General features: G+C 40.1%; 20 protein-coding genes. 14 read left to right on the top strand and 6 right to left on the bottom strand.

Going from position 1 to position 17,136, the window contains the following annotated elements; translation table 11 throughout:
• Window positions 1-64 precede the first annotated feature (64 nt).
• The 9 genes from leuS (at window position 65) to LV85_RS16935 (ending at window position 8,776) form a co-directional block, all read left to right on the top strand.
• Window positions 65-2,839 (top strand): leucine--tRNA ligase, encoded by a 2,775-nt coding sequence (gene leuS / locus LV85_RS16975; protein WP_111321623.1) that lies wholly within the window; start codon window positions 65-67, stop codon window positions 2,837-2,839.
• Between the two features lie 85 nt (window positions 2,840-2,924).
• On the top strand, window positions 2,925-3,215 hold the full coding sequence (locus tag LV85_RS16970) for a nucleotidyltransferase family protein (protein ID WP_111321621.1): 291 nt from the start codon (window positions 2,925-2,927) through the stop codon (window positions 3,213-3,215).
• Complete coding sequence (locus LV85_RS16965; protein ID WP_111321619.1) at window positions 3,205-3,546, top strand: HepT-like ribonuclease domain-containing protein; 342 nt, start codon at window positions 3,205-3,207, stop codon at window positions 3,544-3,546. Before LV85_RS16970 ends, LV85_RS16965 begins: the two co-directional genes overlap by 11 nt.
• Before the next feature lie 272 nt (window positions 3,547-3,818).
• Window positions 3,819-4,172, top strand: coding sequence for a HEPN domain-containing protein (locus LV85_RS22495; protein ID WP_211318430.1), 354 nt, complete (start codon window positions 3,819-3,821; stop codon window positions 4,170-4,172).
• Window positions 4,151-4,456 (top strand): nucleotidyltransferase domain-containing protein, encoded by a 306-nt coding sequence (locus tag LV85_RS16955; protein WP_111321617.1) that lies wholly within the window; start codon window positions 4,151-4,153, stop codon window positions 4,454-4,456. Before LV85_RS22495 ends, LV85_RS16955 begins: the two co-directional genes overlap by 22 nt.
• A 33-nt stretch (window positions 4,457-4,489) precedes the next feature.
• The gene (locus tag LV85_RS16950; RefSeq protein WP_111321615.1) at window positions 4,490-5,515 is read left to right on the top strand and encodes a glycosyltransferase family 4 protein; all 1,026 of its coding nucleotides are present in this window, start codon (window positions 4,490-4,492) and stop codon (window positions 5,513-5,515) included.
• A 606-nt stretch (window positions 5,516-6,121) separates the two neighbouring features.
• Window positions 6,122-7,285, top strand: a complete 1,164-nt coding sequence (locus LV85_RS16945) for a dipeptidase (protein ID WP_111321613.1) — start codon at window positions 6,122-6,124, stop codon at window positions 7,283-7,285.
• On the top strand, window positions 7,285-8,013 hold the full coding sequence (locus LV85_RS16940; protein WP_111321611.1) for a VIT1/CCC1 transporter family protein: 729 nt from the start codon (window positions 7,285-7,287) through the stop codon (window positions 8,011-8,013). The genes LV85_RS16945 and LV85_RS16940 overlap by 1 nt, the downstream gene beginning before the upstream one ends.
• Window position 8,014: 1 nt before the next feature.
• Entirely contained in the window at window positions 8,015-8,776 is a 762-nt protein-coding gene (locus tag LV85_RS16935; RefSeq protein ID WP_111321609.1) for a DUF5995 family protein, read from the top strand.
• A 12-nt stretch (window positions 8,777-8,788) separates the two neighbouring features.
• Here the strand turns inward: LV85_RS16935 and LV85_RS16930 are convergent, their stop codons facing one another.
• From LV85_RS16930 to LV85_RS16920, 3 genes are all read right to left on the bottom strand, one after another.
• On the bottom strand, window positions 8,789-9,205 hold the full coding sequence (locus LV85_RS16930; RefSeq protein WP_111321607.1) for a type II toxin-antitoxin system VapC family toxin: 417 nt from the start codon (window positions 9,203-9,205) through the stop codon (window positions 8,789-8,791).
• The gene (locus LV85_RS16925; RefSeq protein ID WP_111321605.1) at window positions 9,202-9,456 is read right to left on the bottom strand and encodes a DUF6364 family protein; all 255 of its coding nucleotides are present in this window, start codon (window positions 9,454-9,456) and stop codon (window positions 9,202-9,204) included. The genes LV85_RS16930 and LV85_RS16925 overlap by 4 nt, the downstream gene beginning before the upstream one ends.
• 142 nt (window positions 9,457-9,598) lie before the next feature.
• Window positions 9,599-10,714, bottom strand: a complete 1,116-nt coding sequence (locus LV85_RS16920) for a DUF4407 domain-containing protein (protein ID WP_111321603.1) — start codon at window positions 10,712-10,714, stop codon at window positions 9,599-9,601.
• A 296-nt stretch (window positions 10,715-11,010) separates the two neighbouring features.
• Between LV85_RS16920 and LV85_RS16915 the strand changes: the two genes are divergently transcribed.
• Entirely contained in the window at window positions 11,011-11,658 is a 648-nt protein-coding gene (locus tag LV85_RS16915) for a GDSL-type esterase/lipase family protein (RefSeq protein WP_111321601.1), read from the top strand.
• An 11-nt stretch (window positions 11,659-11,669) separates the two neighbouring features.
• On the opposite strand, the gene LV85_RS16910 is transcribed toward LV85_RS16915, so the two are convergent.
• The gene (locus tag LV85_RS16910) at window positions 11,670-12,254 is read right to left on the bottom strand and encodes an outer membrane beta-barrel protein (RefSeq protein ID WP_111321599.1); all 585 of its coding nucleotides are present in this window, start codon (window positions 12,252-12,254) and stop codon (window positions 11,670-11,672) included.
• Window positions 12,255-12,467: 213 nt separating this feature from the next.
• Here LV85_RS16910 and msrA point away from each other — a divergent pair, with 213 nt between their 5' ends.
• Window positions 12,468-13,538 carry a peptide-methionine (S)-S-oxide reductase MsrA gene (gene msrA / locus LV85_RS16905; protein ID WP_317046458.1) on the top strand — a complete coding sequence of 357 codons (1,071 nt, stop codon included), beginning with the start codon at window positions 12,468-12,470 and terminating at the stop codon, window positions 13,536-13,538.
• A 128-nt stretch (window positions 13,539-13,666) separates the two neighbouring features.
• A complete protein-coding gene (locus LV85_RS16900) occupies window positions 13,667-14,074 on the top strand; it encodes a hypothetical protein (protein WP_111321597.1) in 408 nt (135 codons plus the stop codon).
• On the opposite strand, the gene LV85_RS16895 is transcribed toward LV85_RS16900, so the two are convergent.
• Complete coding sequence (locus tag LV85_RS16895; RefSeq protein ID WP_111321595.1) at window positions 14,075-14,506, bottom strand: Dabb family protein; 432 nt, start codon at window positions 14,504-14,506, stop codon at window positions 14,075-14,077. It lies immediately after the preceding gene.
• Window positions 14,507-14,666: 160 nt separating this feature from the next.
• Between LV85_RS16895 and LV85_RS16890 the strand changes: the two genes are divergently transcribed.
• Window positions 14,667-15,845 (top strand): hypothetical protein, encoded by a 1,179-nt coding sequence (locus tag LV85_RS16890; protein WP_111321593.1) that lies wholly within the window; start codon window positions 14,667-14,669, stop codon window positions 15,843-15,845.
• 2 nt (window positions 15,846-15,847) lie between these two features.
• Entirely contained in the window at window positions 15,848-16,846 is a 999-nt protein-coding gene (locus LV85_RS16885; RefSeq protein WP_111321591.1) for a 2-hydroxyacid dehydrogenase, read from the top strand.
• 94 nt (window positions 16,847-16,940) lie between these two features.
• Here LV85_RS16885 and LV85_RS16880 read toward each other — a convergent pair whose 3' ends face one another.
• Window positions 16,941-17,135, bottom strand: coding sequence for a cold-shock protein (locus tag LV85_RS16880; RefSeq protein WP_086501652.1), 195 nt, complete (start codon window positions 17,133-17,135; stop codon window positions 16,941-16,943).
• Between the last annotated feature and the right edge of the window lies 1 nt (window position 17,136).

Genomic DNA, 17,136 nt, shown 5'->3' with positions numbered 1-17,136 from the left:
CTAAAGCCCATCATTTTTCCTATTTTTGCAGGCTATTAGCTAAAAAATAAGAAATAATTCAATCATGGCGGAATATACTTTTAAGGAAATTGAGAAAAAATGGCAGGCTTACTGGGAGAAGAATCAAACTTTCCTTGCCAAGGTAAATCCTGACAAACCAAAATTTTATTCCCTTGACATGTTCCCTTATCCATCCGGAGCGGGACTTCATGTCGGCCACCCGCTGGGATATATCGCCTCAGATATTGTTTCTAGATTCAAAAAGCTAAAAGGCTTCAACGTGCTGCACCCGATGGGCTACGACAGTTTTGGTCTTCCTGCTGAGCAGTACGCTATCCAAACGGGGCAGCATCCAGCGATCACTACGGAGCAAAACATCAGGCGTTACACTGAGCAACTGAAGAATATTGGTTTTGCTTTTGATTGGAGCAAAGAAGTGAGAACTTCCAATCCAGATTATTACAAGTGGACGCAGTGGATCTTTATGCAGCTTTTCAACAGCTACTACGATCAAGATGCTGACAAAGCGCTTTCGATTGATTCCTTGATTGAGCGATTTGAGAAAGAAGGGAACTCTACAGTAAAAGCTGTTTGCGATGAAGATACTGAGAAATTCAGCGCTGCCGAATGGAATGCCTTTTCTGAAAAAGAAAAACAGGAAACAGTCCTTAAATATAGATTGACTTTTCTAGCCGAAACTACCGTCAACTGGTGCGCGGCATTGGGGACAGTTCTTTCTAACGACGAAGTCAAAGAAGGATTCTCTGAGCGTGGCGGACATCCTGTAGAGCGCAAGAAAATGATGCAGTGGTCGATGAGAATCACTGCTTATGCAGACCGCTTATTACAAGGTTTAGATAAATTGGATTGGTCTGAACCTATCAAAGAAATGCAGCGAAACTGGATCGGTAAATCCATAGGAGCTGATGTAGTATTTCAAGTAAAAGACTCCACAGAGACCATCAAAGTATTTACCACCCGAGTGGACACTATATATGGTGTAACTTATTTGGCTTTGGCACCAGAGTCTGAGCTAGCAGCAGCTTTGATCACTGAAGATCAGCGAGCAAAAGCTGAAGCATACATCGAAGTTGCCAAAAACCGCTCGGAGCGCGAGCGTATGAGTGATGTCAAAACCATCTCTGGCGCTTTCACTGGTTCCTATGCGATCAACCCATTCAACGGAGAAGAAATCCAAGTTTGGGTGGCTGATTATGTTTTGGCTGGATACGGTACTGGCGCAGTGATGGCAGTACCTGCTCATGATGAGCGAGATTACAACTTCGCAAAGCACTTCGATCTGGAGATCAGACAGGTGATCGAAGGCTCAATGGAAGAAGGTTCTTTCCCTGGAAAAGGCGGTTTGATCATCAATTCAGGCTTCATTTCCAATTTGTACATGAAAGATGCTATGAAAAAAGCCATTGAGTTTTTGGAAGAAAAAGGCATCGGAAAAGGCAAAATCCAATATAGAATGCGTGACGCTATTTTCACACGTCAGCGCTATTGGGGTGAGCCGTTACCTGTATATTTCAAAGAGGGATTACCTTATTTGATTGAAGAAAAGGACTTGCCTTTGGTATTGCCAGCCGTAGACAAATACCTGCCGACTGAAGATGGTGAGCCTCCACTTGCTCGCGCAAAAGACTGGAACTATAAGACTTCGGACGGAGAATTCCCTCTAGAAAGAAGTACCATGCCAGGCTGGGCAGGATCAAGCTGGTATTTCTTCAGATACACAGATCCGAAAAACGAAACCGAGTTTGCGGACAAAGCAAAAACGGATTACTGGGGTGCTGTAGATTTATACATCGGAGGTTCTGAGCATGCGACAGGCCACTTACTTTACTCTAGATTCTGGACCAAATTCTTGTATGATCTTGGAGTAGTGAGCATCGATGAGCCATTCCAGAAAATGATCAACCAAGGCATGATCCAAGGAAGATCGAACTTTGTCTACAGAGTAAAAGGCACCAATCAGTTTGTAAGCCATGGCTTGAAAGACCAGTATGATTCCTTTGCGATGCATGTGGACGTAAATATCGTTTATAACGATCAGTTGAATCTGGAGAAATTCAAAGCTTGGAGACCTGATTTGGCGGACGCAGAATTCATTTTGGAGGACGGCAAATACATCTGTGGATCGGAGGTGGAGAAAATGTCGAAGCGTTATTATAATGTTGTGAATCCAGATGATATTGTAGAAAGGTATGGCGCAGATACATTGAGACTGTATGAGATGTTCCTAGGTCCTTTGGAGCAATTCAAACCTTGGAACACCAATGGAATCGACGGTGTATATAAGTTTTTAAGAAAGCTTTGGAACCTCTACCATACCAGTTCTGGCGAATTCCAGGTTTCGGATGCTGAGCCAAGCAAGGAAGAATACAAAGCACTACATAAGGCTTTGAAGAAGATGGAAGAGGACATGGAGCATTACACCTTCAATACCTCTGTCTCCAGCTTTATGATCTGTGTAAACGAGCTGACAGCCTTGAAAACCAACAAACGTGCGATTTTAGAACCGTTAGCATTATTGGTATCTCCATATGCACCGCATATAGCGGAGGAACTTTGGAGTTTGCTTGGTCACCAAGGATCAATTACAGAATCCTCATTCCCTGTTTTTGACGAAAGTCATTTGAAGGAAAGTGCCTTTGAATACCCAGTGATGATCAATGGCAAAATGAGAGCTAAAATCAATTTAGACCTTTCTCTGACCAAAGAGCAAATACAAGAAGCTGCTCTGGCAGATGAAACTGTCATGAAATGGCTCGAAGGAAAAGCTCCTAAGAAGATCATTGTTGTACCAGGTAAGATTGTAAACTTGGTAGTCTAAAGAAATCTCAAAAGGATAATCAAAGCTCAATCTACGACAGGTTGAGCTTTTTTCGTGTTATCTTGATTCAGCGTATATTTGGAACATGAACCTTATCCATAATAATGTAGAAGCTATTTATTCTCTTTGTGAAAAACACAAAGTAGAAAAGCTTTATGCATTTGGCTCAGTCCTCACTAATTCATTTGATGAAGAGAGTGATGTGGATTTTGACAAATTGAATATTGAGGATTTTGCTACTAATTATTTCGAATTCAAATTTGCATTAGAAGATCTTTTTAACCGTGAAGTCGATCTCATAGAACGTGAAGCTATTCACAATCCTTATTTCAAAGAAGAACTGGAAGAGTCAAAACTGTTAATTTATGGATCGTAAGATTAAAAGTTTTCTTTTCGACATAGTCACCTGTATTGATGAAATTCACGATTTTTTTGATGGTCAAGAAATAGATCTGGATTCTCTATTAGGTGATAAAAAAACAGTTCGTGCCGTTGAAAGAAATTTAGAAATAATCGGCGAAGCGACTAGGCGAATACTAAGTTCATCTCCTGAGATTTCTATTTCAAATACTAAAGAAATAATTGGAGCTAGAAATATTATAGCTCATGAGTACGGAACTATCTCCTATGAAATCGTAATTAAGATCATCAAGAAACATCCGCCTGTTTTGAAAAAAGAAGCACAATTACTTCTTGAAGATCAATGATCATCTACACCTACCCCGTTCGTACAGCTTTTACCGATCGCGACTTAAAGATGATCAGCCCAGAAATGGCTCGAAGGAAAAGTTCCTAAGAAAATCATTGTTGTGCCAGGTAAGATCGTAGACTTGGTAGTCTAAGATAATCAAAGCTCAATCTGCGATAGGTTGAGCTTTTTTGATTTATTACGAAAAATGATATTATAATCGTTTTTCTTTATCTTGAGAAATGGAGGAGAGGCTGGAAAATATCCCAAACATTATAAAATACTGGAAAGATTCTTCTGAGAAAGATTATCATACCCTGCAAAATCTCATTAAATCCAAGAGATTATAGTTGGAGCTTATTTATAGGTCATTTAGTTCTCGAGAAGTTATTGAAGGCTCATTATGTAAGATCAAATGCAAAACATCCGATTTTTATACATGATTTACTTCGATTAACTACTAAAACAAATCTAAGCGTCACAGAAGAATTTAAAGATTGGCTAGATGAAATAACTACCTTCAACTTGAACGTGCGTTATGCTAATTATAAAAAAGATTTTCATCAACTTTGTACAAAGGAGTTCTCGGAAACGTGGGGTAAACGAATAGAAGAGCTTAGAAAATGGCTGATCAGCGAATTATAACTATACTTAACAAATACATCGAAAGCATCCCTCAAGCATTCGGACTAAGAAGTGCCTTCCTTTTTGGATCCTATGCGAAAGGATCTCAAAAGGAAGAGAGTGACCTAGATATTGCATTGGTCCTTGACCACATGGATGATTTTTTTGAAACTCAAATGAAGCTTAGAAAACTACGTAGATCCATAGATCTCAGAATAGAGCCCCACCCTATTAAGACGAAAGATTTTAATGCCAAAAACCCATTTGCTTTGGAAATAAAAGCCACAGGAATCAATTTGATCTAAATTCTTACTTTTATTTTCCTCTGCTTTTTATCAATGATCATCTACACCTACCCCGTTCGTACAGCTTTTACCGATCGCGACTTAAAGATGATCAGCCCAGAAATGGCTATTAAGGGAATTGAATTCACACAGAGCCCTATAAAACTCCCTTTCTACTTTATCTTACAGTTCTTTCAACTGCTATGGAATCTATCCAAAACTAGCCAATACCTCTGCTTTTTTGGGGGCTATCATTCTGTACTTCCTGTCTATTTTGGAAAATTTTTTAATAAAAAATGCATCATCCAAGCCGGTGGCACAGATTGCATGAATATGCCAGAAATCGATTATGGCAATTTTCGGAAAAAATGGCTTCGAAAAGCAACCGTTTACAGCTTCAAAAACTGCAGTAAGATTCTCCCCGTGGCAGAAGCACTAGTAAAACAGGAATATAGGTATGATCCATCTATCTCTCCCAAGCAAGGTCTACTAAATTTAATCCCTGACTTAACCACTCCTATTCAGGTTGTCCCAAATGGATTTGACACTGATTTTTGGCAAGACCAGGGATTAGCCAGAAAACCAAAATCGCTTATTTCAGTAGCAACAGGAACTTCGAAACATTCCAGAGCTATAGTAAAAGGTTATGATTTGATAGAGCAGCTAGCCTCGCTGCACCCCGATTTGAACATTACCTTGGTGGGAGACGAAAACTATTTTTCACCCTACTCCAACATCAGAGCTATTGGCAAACAATCAAGAGAAGACTTGCTAAAACTTTACAACTCACACCAAGTTTACCTACAGCTTTCGACTTCAGAGGGTTTCCCAAATGCCCTAGGGGAAGCGATGGCTTGTGGCTGCATAGCTATCGGTTCTGCGGTAGGCGCAATCCCAGAAATCATCGGTGAAGATGGCCTAATCCTAAAAACCAAAAACTATCATCAGCTAGAATCTATACTGCTTCCTATTTTGAAAAATGATCAGGCTGATACCCAGAAAAAAAACAGGGAAAGGATCGTAACCAATTTCAGTTACGCTAAAAGAAAGACGCGTCTAATGACAGAATTATCAAGTTAGGTAGGGATCAATCACAGCTTAGGTCGAAAAAACAGAAGGAAACCCAAGTTTAAAGTGCTCACAATCACTATAATCACACAAAAATCTACCGTAAACCAGGATTTTCGTTGTAATACTGAAAAGAGCTATTTCGAAATTTTAGTTAGGCATTTTGAAAATATACCAAATTTTAGCACTAACTGGATGAAAGCAGATTTATTAACGCTTGTTAACCGGTTTTCAAGAAGTTGACACAATTTTGATCTAAATCAAAGATTTTTTTAACCACATTTCCACATCTCAACAAAACCTATAAAATCATACGCATAAAAAAAGGGAGCTTTTTGGAAAAAGCTCCCTGGAGTGGGTCTATTGTCAATCATCTAAAACCAAATATACTTTTGTAATCCTTGCTGTGTATTTGTTTTTTTGATCTTGATACTTCTTTAAACATAGTGAAAATGTTTTAAACCGCCCAAAAACAAATAATTATTTTTCAGCAAACAACTATCGCGAAGCAATCAATACACGGAAACTTCTAATGTAATCCCTGCCTATCATTGCCACAAAGCATATTTTCAGTTGACAGCTATTTTTTCAGTATCTTCAAAAGTGTAATCAATTACTATGAAGAAATTATTTATTGTTATGGGAGTGGTCGCGCTGATTTATTTTGCCGCTACGCTGATTGTACCACCTTACATTGAATCTCAAAGAAACCCAGTCAAATCGCCCCCTCCCTATGCGGTATCAGCAGAAGCCCAAGCGATGTACGATCGACTGGACTTCATTGCAGATTTGCACTGCGATGCATTGCTTTGGGGAAGGAATCTGACCAAAAGGGGAACAGGTGGACAGGTAGATTTCCCGCGAATGCGAGAAGCTAATGTCGCTTTGGAAATGTTTACCATCGTATCAAAGTCTCCGGCTGGACAGAATATGAAAAGCAACACGACAGATGCTTTTGACAACATTACTCCACTCACCATTGTCAAGGGCGAATCTCCAGCCAACTGGTTTAGCCTGATCAACCGCACGCTTTCTCAATCCCAAAAACTCGCTGACTTTATTGAAGAGGAAGAAGGAAAAGCAATTTTTGTGAGAAACAAAGCAGACTTCGCACGATTAACCGAAGCCAGAAAAAGTGACAAATCTATTATAGGTGGAATGCTGGGAATCGAAGGTGCTCATGCGCTAGAGGGTGATATCGCCAACTTGGACAGAGTATATGAAGCCGGAGTCAGGATGATAGGGCTAACACATTTTTTCGACAATGAACTTGGCGGCTCAGCCCATGGTCAAAGCCAAGACGGATTAACCGAGTTCGGCAGAGAAGTGGTAAGAAAAATGAATAAACTTGGGATTTTCGTGGACCTAGCACACTGCTCCCCCGCCATAGTAGACGATGTATTGGAGATGACTACCATGCCTGTGATCGTTTCTCACACCGGCGTGATAGGAGTTCTAGACTCTCAGCGAAACCTCAGTGATCTGCATATTCAGAAAATAGCCGAAAATGGCGGAATCATAGGAATCGCCTTCTTCGATGAAGCTGTGGGAGTTCCTGAGCTACCAAACATCATTGCGTCTATTATGCATATTCGTGATTTGGTAGGCATTGAGTACGTCGCGCTTGGTTCTGATTATGATGGCGCAGTTGCTGTTCCTTTTGATATTACAGGCTTCCCACTTTTGGTAGAAGGAATGATGAATGCAGATTTTAGCGAAGCTGAGATCAAAGCCGTAATGGGAGAAAACGTGAAAAACTTCATGCTCAAAAACCTGAACTAATGAACGAAGCTCACATCCATCAAGAGAGTAAATACTTCCAAAAACTGCAAGAATATCTTCGCGAGTTTGTGTACGGAGGAATTGATGGAGCAGTGACCACCTTTGCTGTGGTCGCCGGTGGGTTCGGAGCTGATCTGGATTCAGGCATCATTATCATTTTGGGATTCGCCAATCTACTTGCTGATGGATTCTCCATGTCTGTGGGAGCATATCTATCCGCCAAAAGCGATAATGAGAACTATAAAAAACACGAATCAATCGAATACTGGGAAGTAGAAAATCTTCCTGATAAGGAGCGAGAAGAGATCACTGAGATCTATAGGGCAAAGGGATTTCAGGGAGACTTATTAGAAAAAGTTGTGGATCAAATCACTTCCAATAAAGACCTCTGGGTAGCTGAGATGATGAAAGACGAACTCAACCTCATGGAAGAAACAAAAAGTCCGTTTAAGATCGGAGTAGCAACTTTTGTGTCTTTTCTTATAGTTGGATTTATCCCATTGCTAGTTTATCTATGGACATTTTTCTATCCATCCACTATTAATATTTTCTTCTGGACAAGTGTACTTACAGGATTAGCATTTGTAGTAATCGGAGCTTTAAAGTCTATAGTAAATCAAACATCAGCAATTAAAAGTATTGCAGAAACTGTCGCTCTAGGTCTTCTGGCTGCAATTGTCGCCTATTATGTAGGTGACATTCTTGAAAACTTTTTTATAAAAAAATGATATGCAAACCATAGATGAAGTACTGGTCCGGATGGATCAAATCGTAGCCGAATGCAAAGCCAAGCAATCGCGAATTGGCTATTTCGCCATCCTCTATCGACAAGTGACTCGCAGAATTCGAGATGGTATCCTTGTTCGGGAGTTCGAAGACAATGAGCGGATGGAAAAGCTTGATGTGCTTTTTGCTGGTAGATTCATTCATGCCTATGACTTATGGAAGACTGGTCAAAACCCTACTAATAGCTGGCTGCTAGCATTTGAAGCGAGCAAAGGCACTAAGCACCTGGTTCTTCAGCATTTGTTTTTAGGAATTAATGCACATATCAATTTGGACCTAGGAATTTCTGCTGCTGATACCATGGGAACCGAGCCTATTGATGGCATTCAAAATGATTTTAATAACATCAATGCGGTGCTGGGAGAGCTAGTCGATGGTGTCAAATCAAATATTTCTGCAGTCTCGCCGATTTTCGGCTGGTTAATTCCATTAGCAAAAGGACGTGATGAAATGCTGCTCAATTTCTCAATTCAGCTTGCCCGAGATGGAGCATGGAAATATGCCGGAGAGTATTATGCCTGCCCAGATAGGAATGTTTCAATTCAGGAACGTGATTCAAAAATCGCTAAGCTGGCAAACAAGCTGATCAACCCTGGTAAATTCTTGTTATTTATGGTGAAAATGGTAGGTTTTGCTGAATGGAAATCTGTCAGCCGCACCATGGATCAACTGGATATGGTGGTGAAAAAAGCACAAACTATTTAGTACAACAGAAGTCTAAAAGATGTACTCCTCCAAAAATTTCTCACATCCCATCATAGGAATTTGAGAGTAATAAAAACCATCTGAATCTTCGGTCACGATCAGTTCACAATCACTCCCCAATGCCGAATAATATTCCAAGCCATCTTCAAAATCCTGTACTTGTCGATTAGACAAGGCTTGATTACTGACAGCTTGATCCACGGTAGTCATAGAAATCTTTTTAGACAGCATCTCTATCTTCAATTTGGCTATCTCGGCACCAGATTTCTTTTCCGAAAAATAGAAGGCTATCGCGAGGCAAATCGGAGAAGTATAAAGTTGCACTTCCCTTCTATCTGCCAAACTTAGTACCCTTGAAGAAATGGGGAATAAAGGATATTCTTTGTTGAGCACCGAGATGATCACATTAGCATCAAGGAAGACTTTCATTTCTTAGAAGAAAAGAATTCATCTTTCAAGTCCTTTCTATTCGGAGTCCTTCGATATTCGATTCGCCCTTTAGCCACAAAATCCACCCAATCTGATACTGGCAAATTTTCTAGGGATTTGTAGTTTTTTGAGGTGATCTGAGTGTATAGATATTCTGTCAACCTAGAAAGACTGATGTTGTTTTCTTCAGCAAAAGACTTTGCCCGATCGATTACATCTTTGTCGAAAGACAGAGTGACTTTGGTATCCATAGCACAAAATTTAAACTACGTAAAGATATTATTTTCTATACGTAAAGCAAATTTCTCGGAATATTATAGTTTTCGCAAGACGCTACAAATCAGCCTTCAAACACATAAAAATCGATAAAGTATCTATCAATTTAGCATCTAGCTAAAGCTTAAATTCAGATTCAATTCTAGAAATCTCCGATTCAGTTTGAGCCTTGTTTGTTCGATTGGTTTTTTCCTTCTGTAGATCCGTAGCGTAGAAATGAGTATCGTGGAAATATCCAACTCTAGCTTCTGATTCTCCCTTGGCAAAAGTCCATTTCTCACCTTTGAACAGCCGAACCTTGTCTTCATGAAGTTCCAAATACTCATCATAAGGCCCACGTGGTGAAATCAACTTCACAAAAATCGGAGCAGTCTCAATCGCTACAAAAAGTAACATGATGAAGATATTTGCCATCGCCATTGCGGAACTTTCCTTAGTCAATGCATCCAAAGCTTCCATCCTTGCGGCTAATCCATCGAAGCCTTCAATGCCTGGTTGCTGCTTTTCAAATTCAGCCTGACGTAAGGCGATAAACTCACGAATCTGAGCTTCAAGCGTATCAATTCGTACTTGACTTCTAAGTCTCAGCTCATCGAGAGTCACTTGAGCTGCATCGAGTTGCTCTTCCTTTTTCTTAGCATTTGTTCCCAGTCCGACTATACCACTGGTACTCGCCGTTTTTTCTCCAAATCGTTCTGCATCATATTCAGTTTGGAGTTGATTTCTATAGCTTTCAAAGGCCGCCACTTCAGCTTGGACTGTATCAATTTTGGCTTCTAACTCTTGAATCTCGGGAAAACCCTTTGCCAGGTTCAATTTAGAATCAGTGATAAACTGAGTTCTTTTTTCATCAATCTTACGATCAATTTCCCGCTCAAACATCTTCAATTCTAGCGGCTTTGAGATCACCAAAGCAAGCAATACTGCCAGCACCAATCTAGGAATGGCGAGCTTCCACTCAGCCCAAGCCTTTTCTTTCTTTCTCATGCTTGAAACGATGAACCTATCCAAATTGAAGATCATCAAACCCCAAAGTAATCCAAACAAGATAGCTGGCCAAATGGATTGAAAAACCGTAAACAGAGCATAACCTGCGGCCAAAGCAGCTAGGACTCCAGTGAAAAAGACCGTAGCTCCAATACCTACATATTTATTTGATTCAGTGGGTGATCTCTTAAGTAGGGAGAGATTAGCGCCGCTGCAAAACCAGAAAAAGCGAGTAATATTATTCATAAACAGTAATTGGTTGACTCAAATACACAACGCTAAAACTTCACCAAAAACACAGTATTTCTAAGTACAGAAGAGAATTGTGACGAAAGCTTGGAAAAACCCTCATTACGTCCAATTAGAGGGCATTTGCTGTGATGAAAAAATCCCTAGCCAATTCAGAGGTCAAAAGTAGATTTTGTACGACCTGTACGAAAATGCTCGTTAGCTGCACGATTTTGATCAGGTTCCATGCTATCAATCAATAATTTGAAATCTCAGATTCAAGGAATTACTATTTGCTTGACTATATTTAATCTATGAAGAAATTAATATCAGCTTTCGTTTTAATCTTTCTGATCCAATTCAGCTTTGCTCAGGAACTGCCATTTCAGGAGGAGGTAAATAATAGAGCAAAAGAAATCGACGCCGCAGGCTGGGAAAAAGGAAGCGCTGTATTTACGGGGAGTTCTAGTGTAAGAATGTGGAAAAATCTTCAAGAGCAATTCCCTAATACACCCATTATCAACTCCGCCTTTGGGGGATCTCAAGCCGATCAATTGTTGATGCATTTGGATAAAACAGTATTAAGATTCGAACCAGCAAAGGTCTTCATCTACGAAGGTGATAACGATATAAATGCCGGACAAGAAGTCTCCCTTATCATGAAGAACCTAGATGAACTTACTTCGAAAATCCACGCGAAGTATCCAAACGCAATCGTGAACTTAATCGCTGCAAAACCAAGTCCATCTCGCTGGGAAAAGAAAACATCTTATGAGGCACTCAATGATTTAATTCGCCAATATGCCACGACTCATGATCAGGTGAATTTTGTAAATGTGTGGGATATCATGCTAGATGATACCGGAAAGCCTAGAGCTGATATTTTCATAGGAGACAATCTCCACATGAACGAAAAAGGTTATGAACTTTGGAAAGAGATTTTCACTCCCTTTATGAAGTAAAACGCCCCAATTTAAAACTGATAACTCAGTCCCAAAACCACTTGCTCTGAGCGAAAATCATCCTTTCGCTTGAGCACCTGATCCAGATTCAATTTCTGATCATTCATCACACGCTCATAGCGCAGGTCTAAGCCCACTGGCCCAAAGTTTATACCTAGGCCAAACTGGTAACCAAAAAGCACATCCTTGTTCGAAGGACTGTCAAAAAAATCATCGTAGTTGTCATCCAAAATGTAATGAAAAGAAGGTCCGCCCACTATGCTGAAAATCTTAAAAAGATGTAGTCCCACCATTACTGGCGCATCTAGGCGATTGGTCTTGATAGCCCCCAGCCCCGTATCAAACTTGCTGTGTGTATACACTAACTCCGGACGTAGGAATATATCATAGGAAGCCAATTTGTAAAAAGCGCCTATCTGATAACCAGCCGAACTTCCTGGATCTTTCCAAATGGAACCTGCATCCTTAAAATATTTCCCCGATGTATTGTAGCTCAAGCCCCCTTTCAGTCCAAATCCCGAACCTTTATGTTGTGCATTTGCTTGTAGAGCTACAAGAAAACAAAGTAGAAAAAGGAAAGTTATTGGACTTTTCATGGGATTCAGACATGTTAGAGTTCTGCTGAAATGTAATGCATAAGACAAACCAAGCAGAGATTCATCTCGTATTTCATCATAATAGAACTTCAAAAATCATAAGGTCTCAAAACAGAATTACCTAAATTGTGTTTGGTAAGAACTGATTCTTATATCAACCAAAACAAAAAAAGAACCAAAAAAATGTTTAGCTCAAATAAACTCATAACGCCCATGTTATCTCTTATCGTAGCACTGATGTTTGCGTGCGGAAATACATCGGTTCAAAGCCAAAACACCTCCGCAGATGCTGAGAAACTTACAGGATTCAGCGGGAAAACTGAAGTAGCCACCTTTGCTGGCGGATGCTTTTGGTGTGTAGAAGCTCCTTTTGAAGGAATAGATGGAGTCATCACAGTTATCTCAGGATATGCTGGAGGCAAGGAGAAAAACCCTACCTATGGAGAAGTGTCTAGCGGAAAGACCTCACATCGAGAATCTGTACAAATCACCTTCGATCCTGAAGTGATCAGTTACTCAGAATTAGTGGATATATTCTGGCAGACCTTTGACCCTACAGATGTAGGAGGCTCATTCTACGACCGGGGATCTCAGTACGAATCTGCTATCTTCTTTCATGACTCGGAGCAAAAGAAAGTTGCTGAAGCATCTAAGAAGCTACTCGATAAATCTGGTAAATTCGAAAAGCCCATTGCTACACCATTAATCAAGTTCACCAACTTCTATGCAGCGGAAGACTATCATCAGGATTACTATAAAAAGAGCCCAACTGATTATTATGCATACCGAAAAGGCTCAGGGCGAGATAAATTCATTCAAGATCATTGGCCAGAATTATCAGCTAAAAAATACACAGCCCCATCCAAGGATGAGTTAAAAAGCAGCTTAACAAAGCTACAATATGAAGTGACTCAAGAAGATGCTACAGAGCTATCCTTCCAGAATGAATACAATGGAAATCACGAAGATGGCATCTATGTGGATATCGTTTCAGGAGCTCCATTATTTAGTTCCAAAGACAAATACGAGTCAGGTTCAGGTTGGCCAAGTTTCACCAAGCCTATCGATGCCAGAGCATTGGAAAAACCAACCGATGATGACCTAGGAATGCTTAGAGTAGAAGTTAGAAGCAAATATGGCAATAGCCATGTGGGGCATGTATTTTACGATGGACCAGCACCTACTAGTCTGCGGTATTGCATGAACTCTGCAGCAATGAGATTCATCCCTAAAGATGAAATGGAAGCAGCAGGATATGGTGATTATCTATGGCTCGTGAAATAATTTATATAGAAGAGGCTACTTTCGGGTAGCCTTTTTTAATGAAAACAGCGATATAATAGATTTTTTTGAAAATTTTTTCAAGTAAAAATCATCCCGCTTTCTATCTTTAAGTCAAACTTGATCTCGTTATGAAAAAATTCGCTTGGATTGCAGGTATTATTTTAATTGGAGTTTTAGCCGGGATATTTTGGTACAAATTCTATTTCGTGTTTGGCGAAGGTGTAAAGGCTGGAAGCTTGAATTACTTTGTGAAAAAAGGAGTGGTATTCAAAACCTACGAAGGACGTGTCGTTCAAGAGGGATTTCAGAGCCCTACAGCTGGCGGACTACAGAGTAACGAGTTTCGCTTTAGCGTAGTGGATGACGCCTTAGCAGAAGAGCTAGAAAGAGCTTCTGGCAAGTTTGTAGAGCTTCGTTACAAGGAGTATAATGGAATGCTTCCTTGGAGAGGTACCAGCAACTTCGTGGTAACCGAGGTTCTTACAGTAAAAAATGCGGGCAAAACTGACGGATCAGCCCTGCCCTTTGATCAATAATTAAGGACGCGTCCAGTAATCGACTACAGTCACTTTGTCTAAGTGGGGACCTAAAATAGCTCCAAATGCAGCATGAGCAGGATGAGGCAAGTAAGCATCACGCGCAGCATCTGAGTAGAACGTCAATACAAAAGCATGAGTCAACCCCTGATTTAATCCCTCAGGGCTTGAATTCACGCCATATTCGAATGCTTCAATCCCGTCAATTTCATTTTGAAGATTTCTGAAGGCATCCACCACAGTTTGAATATCTTCTGGAGAGGATGTCTCTTTGAAGCTAAAAAATACGTTGTGTCGGAGTACTGAATCAGGTTTTGCAGCCATAGTTTCTTGATGTTTTTCTTCGTTCAATTCGCTTTCTTCGTGATGTTCTGAATTCTCAGAACATGCGATTGCCAAAATCAGCGGTAAGAAGTAAATGAGTTTTTTCATAGGTTATAGATTTTATGCCAATCTAGGGAGATTAAACAAATAATTCTAAAGCTCAGGCATATTGTAAAGCCCAACAGCAAATATCTGGCAGATCATAGGCTTTTCTAAATATTAAAATTATATTTAACGAAACTTTAGTAGGTCTACGAAATTAATATAAATGAAAAACCCAATCCATTATTCCGCCATCTTTTGCTTCATCATCCTCTCCATTGCAAGCAGCTGTTCTACTAAGAATTCTGATTCATCAGCTCAACAAGGAGAGACCTATGACTTGGTCAAGGTAGATTCCTTCCAAGTAGACAATTTCACACGCATAAATATACTTGACTATAGCTCAGAGGAAAATATCTACCTAGGCTATTCCTTAAATGAAGATGATATTTTAGAAATATCAGAAGATGGAGCAATCCTAAACAGAGCTCATAGAAAAGGTGATGGCCCTGATCATTACGGAACCTGGAACCCCATTGGTTTAGGCTTTGGACCAAATGGGCAAAGGATAGTAGAGTTACCTTTTCAAGTAATCAGCTACAACAAGAATTACGAAATAGAACAATCTCACAGAATCATGTCTCCCCTTCCTATTCGTGCCAACACTCCGCTAGGGAGACCACCTTACTACCAAAAACAGGATACAACATTTCTTTTGGTAGGTCCAAGCAACTACCTCACTGCTGGACACCTGATTCACAATCAGGAAGGAAAAGATACGCTACAGAATTTCTACCAATTGAACATGCAAACTTCTGCGGTAAAAACAGTAATTCCTTATGAGGAGAATTCCATCTACAATTCTACAGAAAACATATATCTTGAGTTAATGGGAAAATCATTTTTTATCGACCATGAAAGCAATGAATTGGTTCTGGTTCAGGATTTGGAAAGTGAAATACTAGTTTATAACCTATCAGATCTCTCTCTTAGCAGATCCATTCCGATATCACATTCTGAATTTATTAGGTATTCGCCGGTACCCATTGGAACCCCCTTCTCAGATGAAAATGCGCTAACATTAAGTAGGCTTGGCGCTAGAAATCAAAAGCTTTTTAATCTTGGAAACTATACCTATGTACTGCAATATTTTACTGGAATAACCCAAGCGGAGTATGACAGTAGAAATTCGGAAGAGGATCCTTATGTTGGGCGATTTGATGAGTCAGAGCAGCGCATACTAATCTTCAAAGAGGGAAAACAAGCCTCAACTGAACTTTCAGGTATAGATGGGAGCTTGGTACTTTCCCTTCCAGACAATAAATTCCTAGTACAAGAGCGCGAAAATTCGGAGATTGAGGAGGAGGTTACACGCTTTTCCATCTACCAACTACAAATTAATTAAACATGAGAGTTGCTTTTTTCAGCACCAAGTCCTACGATAAAGAAAGTTTTAACCATCATTTACCGGATTTCAACCACGAGCTCACCTATTTCGAACCGAAACTAGACATCAACACCGTAGCTCTTGCAAAGGGCTTTGATGCAGTCTGCTCATTTGTCAATGATCACTTAGAGGAAAAAATCCTAAATAAGCTCTCTGAGATGAATGTGAAAAATATAGCTTTAAGATGTGCGGGCTATAACCAGGTAGATTTGAAAAAAGCAGCTGAATTAGGATTCAAAATCTGTCGAGTCCCTGCTTATAGCCCAGAGGCAGTGGCTGAGCATGCACTAGCGCTATTGATGTCCCTGAGTCGCAAAACTCACAAAGCCTACAATCGTGTACGAGAAAACAATTATTCTATTGATGGCCTTACTGGGTTCAACATCCATGGGAAAACTGCAGGAGTAATAGGCACTGGAGCTATTGGTAGAGCTTTCTGCAAAATCATGAATGGAATGGGCTGCAAAGTCCTTGCTTATGACATCTACGAAAGCGATGAACTGAAGGACCTAGGCGTTACTTATCTACCTTTAAATGAGCTGTTAGCCGAAAGTGACATTATCTCCCTCCATTGCCCCTTAACATCTGACACTTTTCATTTAGTCAATAAGGATAGTTTAGCCCAAATGAAAGATGGAGTGACAGTAATCAATACGAGCCGAGGAGCACTGATCGAAACCAAAGCAGTAATCAAGGCATTAAAAAATCGAAAAGTGGGAAACCTAGGAATAGATGTGTATGAGCAAGAGGAGGATCTATTCTTTCAGAACAGATCAGAAGAAATCCTTCAGGATGAGCAAATTTCCAGATTGATGGGATTCCCTAATGTCCTGATCACAGGACATCAAGCCTTTTTGACCAATGAAGCATTGGCTCATATCGCTTCGACTACTTTAGAAAACCTAGACGAGCTAGAAGCAGGCAAAGAATTGACCAACGAGGTACTGTGGCAGGAATAGTCGCCAAACTCGCTTAAACACAAAAATGCCTGCAAATCATAGATCTGCAGGCATCAAACTTTGTATTTCTTAATTGGGCAAAACCCGATTGGAATTACTTAGCTACTTTCACGTTCACAGCGTTAACGCCTTTTTTACCTTGAACTACGTCATAAGTAACGTGATCGTTCTCACGGATTTCGTGTACTAGACCTGAGTGGTGTACAAATACATCTTCACTGTTGTCTGCTGGTGTAATAAAACCAAAACCTTTGGTTGTGTTAAAGAATTTTACTGTTCCTTCATTCATG

The sequence above is a fragment of the Algoriphagus chordae genome (assembly GCF_003254055.1).
Classification (GTDB): domain Bacteria; phylum Bacteroidota; class Bacteroidia; order Cytophagales; family Cyclobacteriaceae; genus Algoriphagus; species Algoriphagus chordae.
Note: the sequence above shows the minus strand (reverse complement) of the source record. Positions and strands in the feature narration are given on the sequence as shown.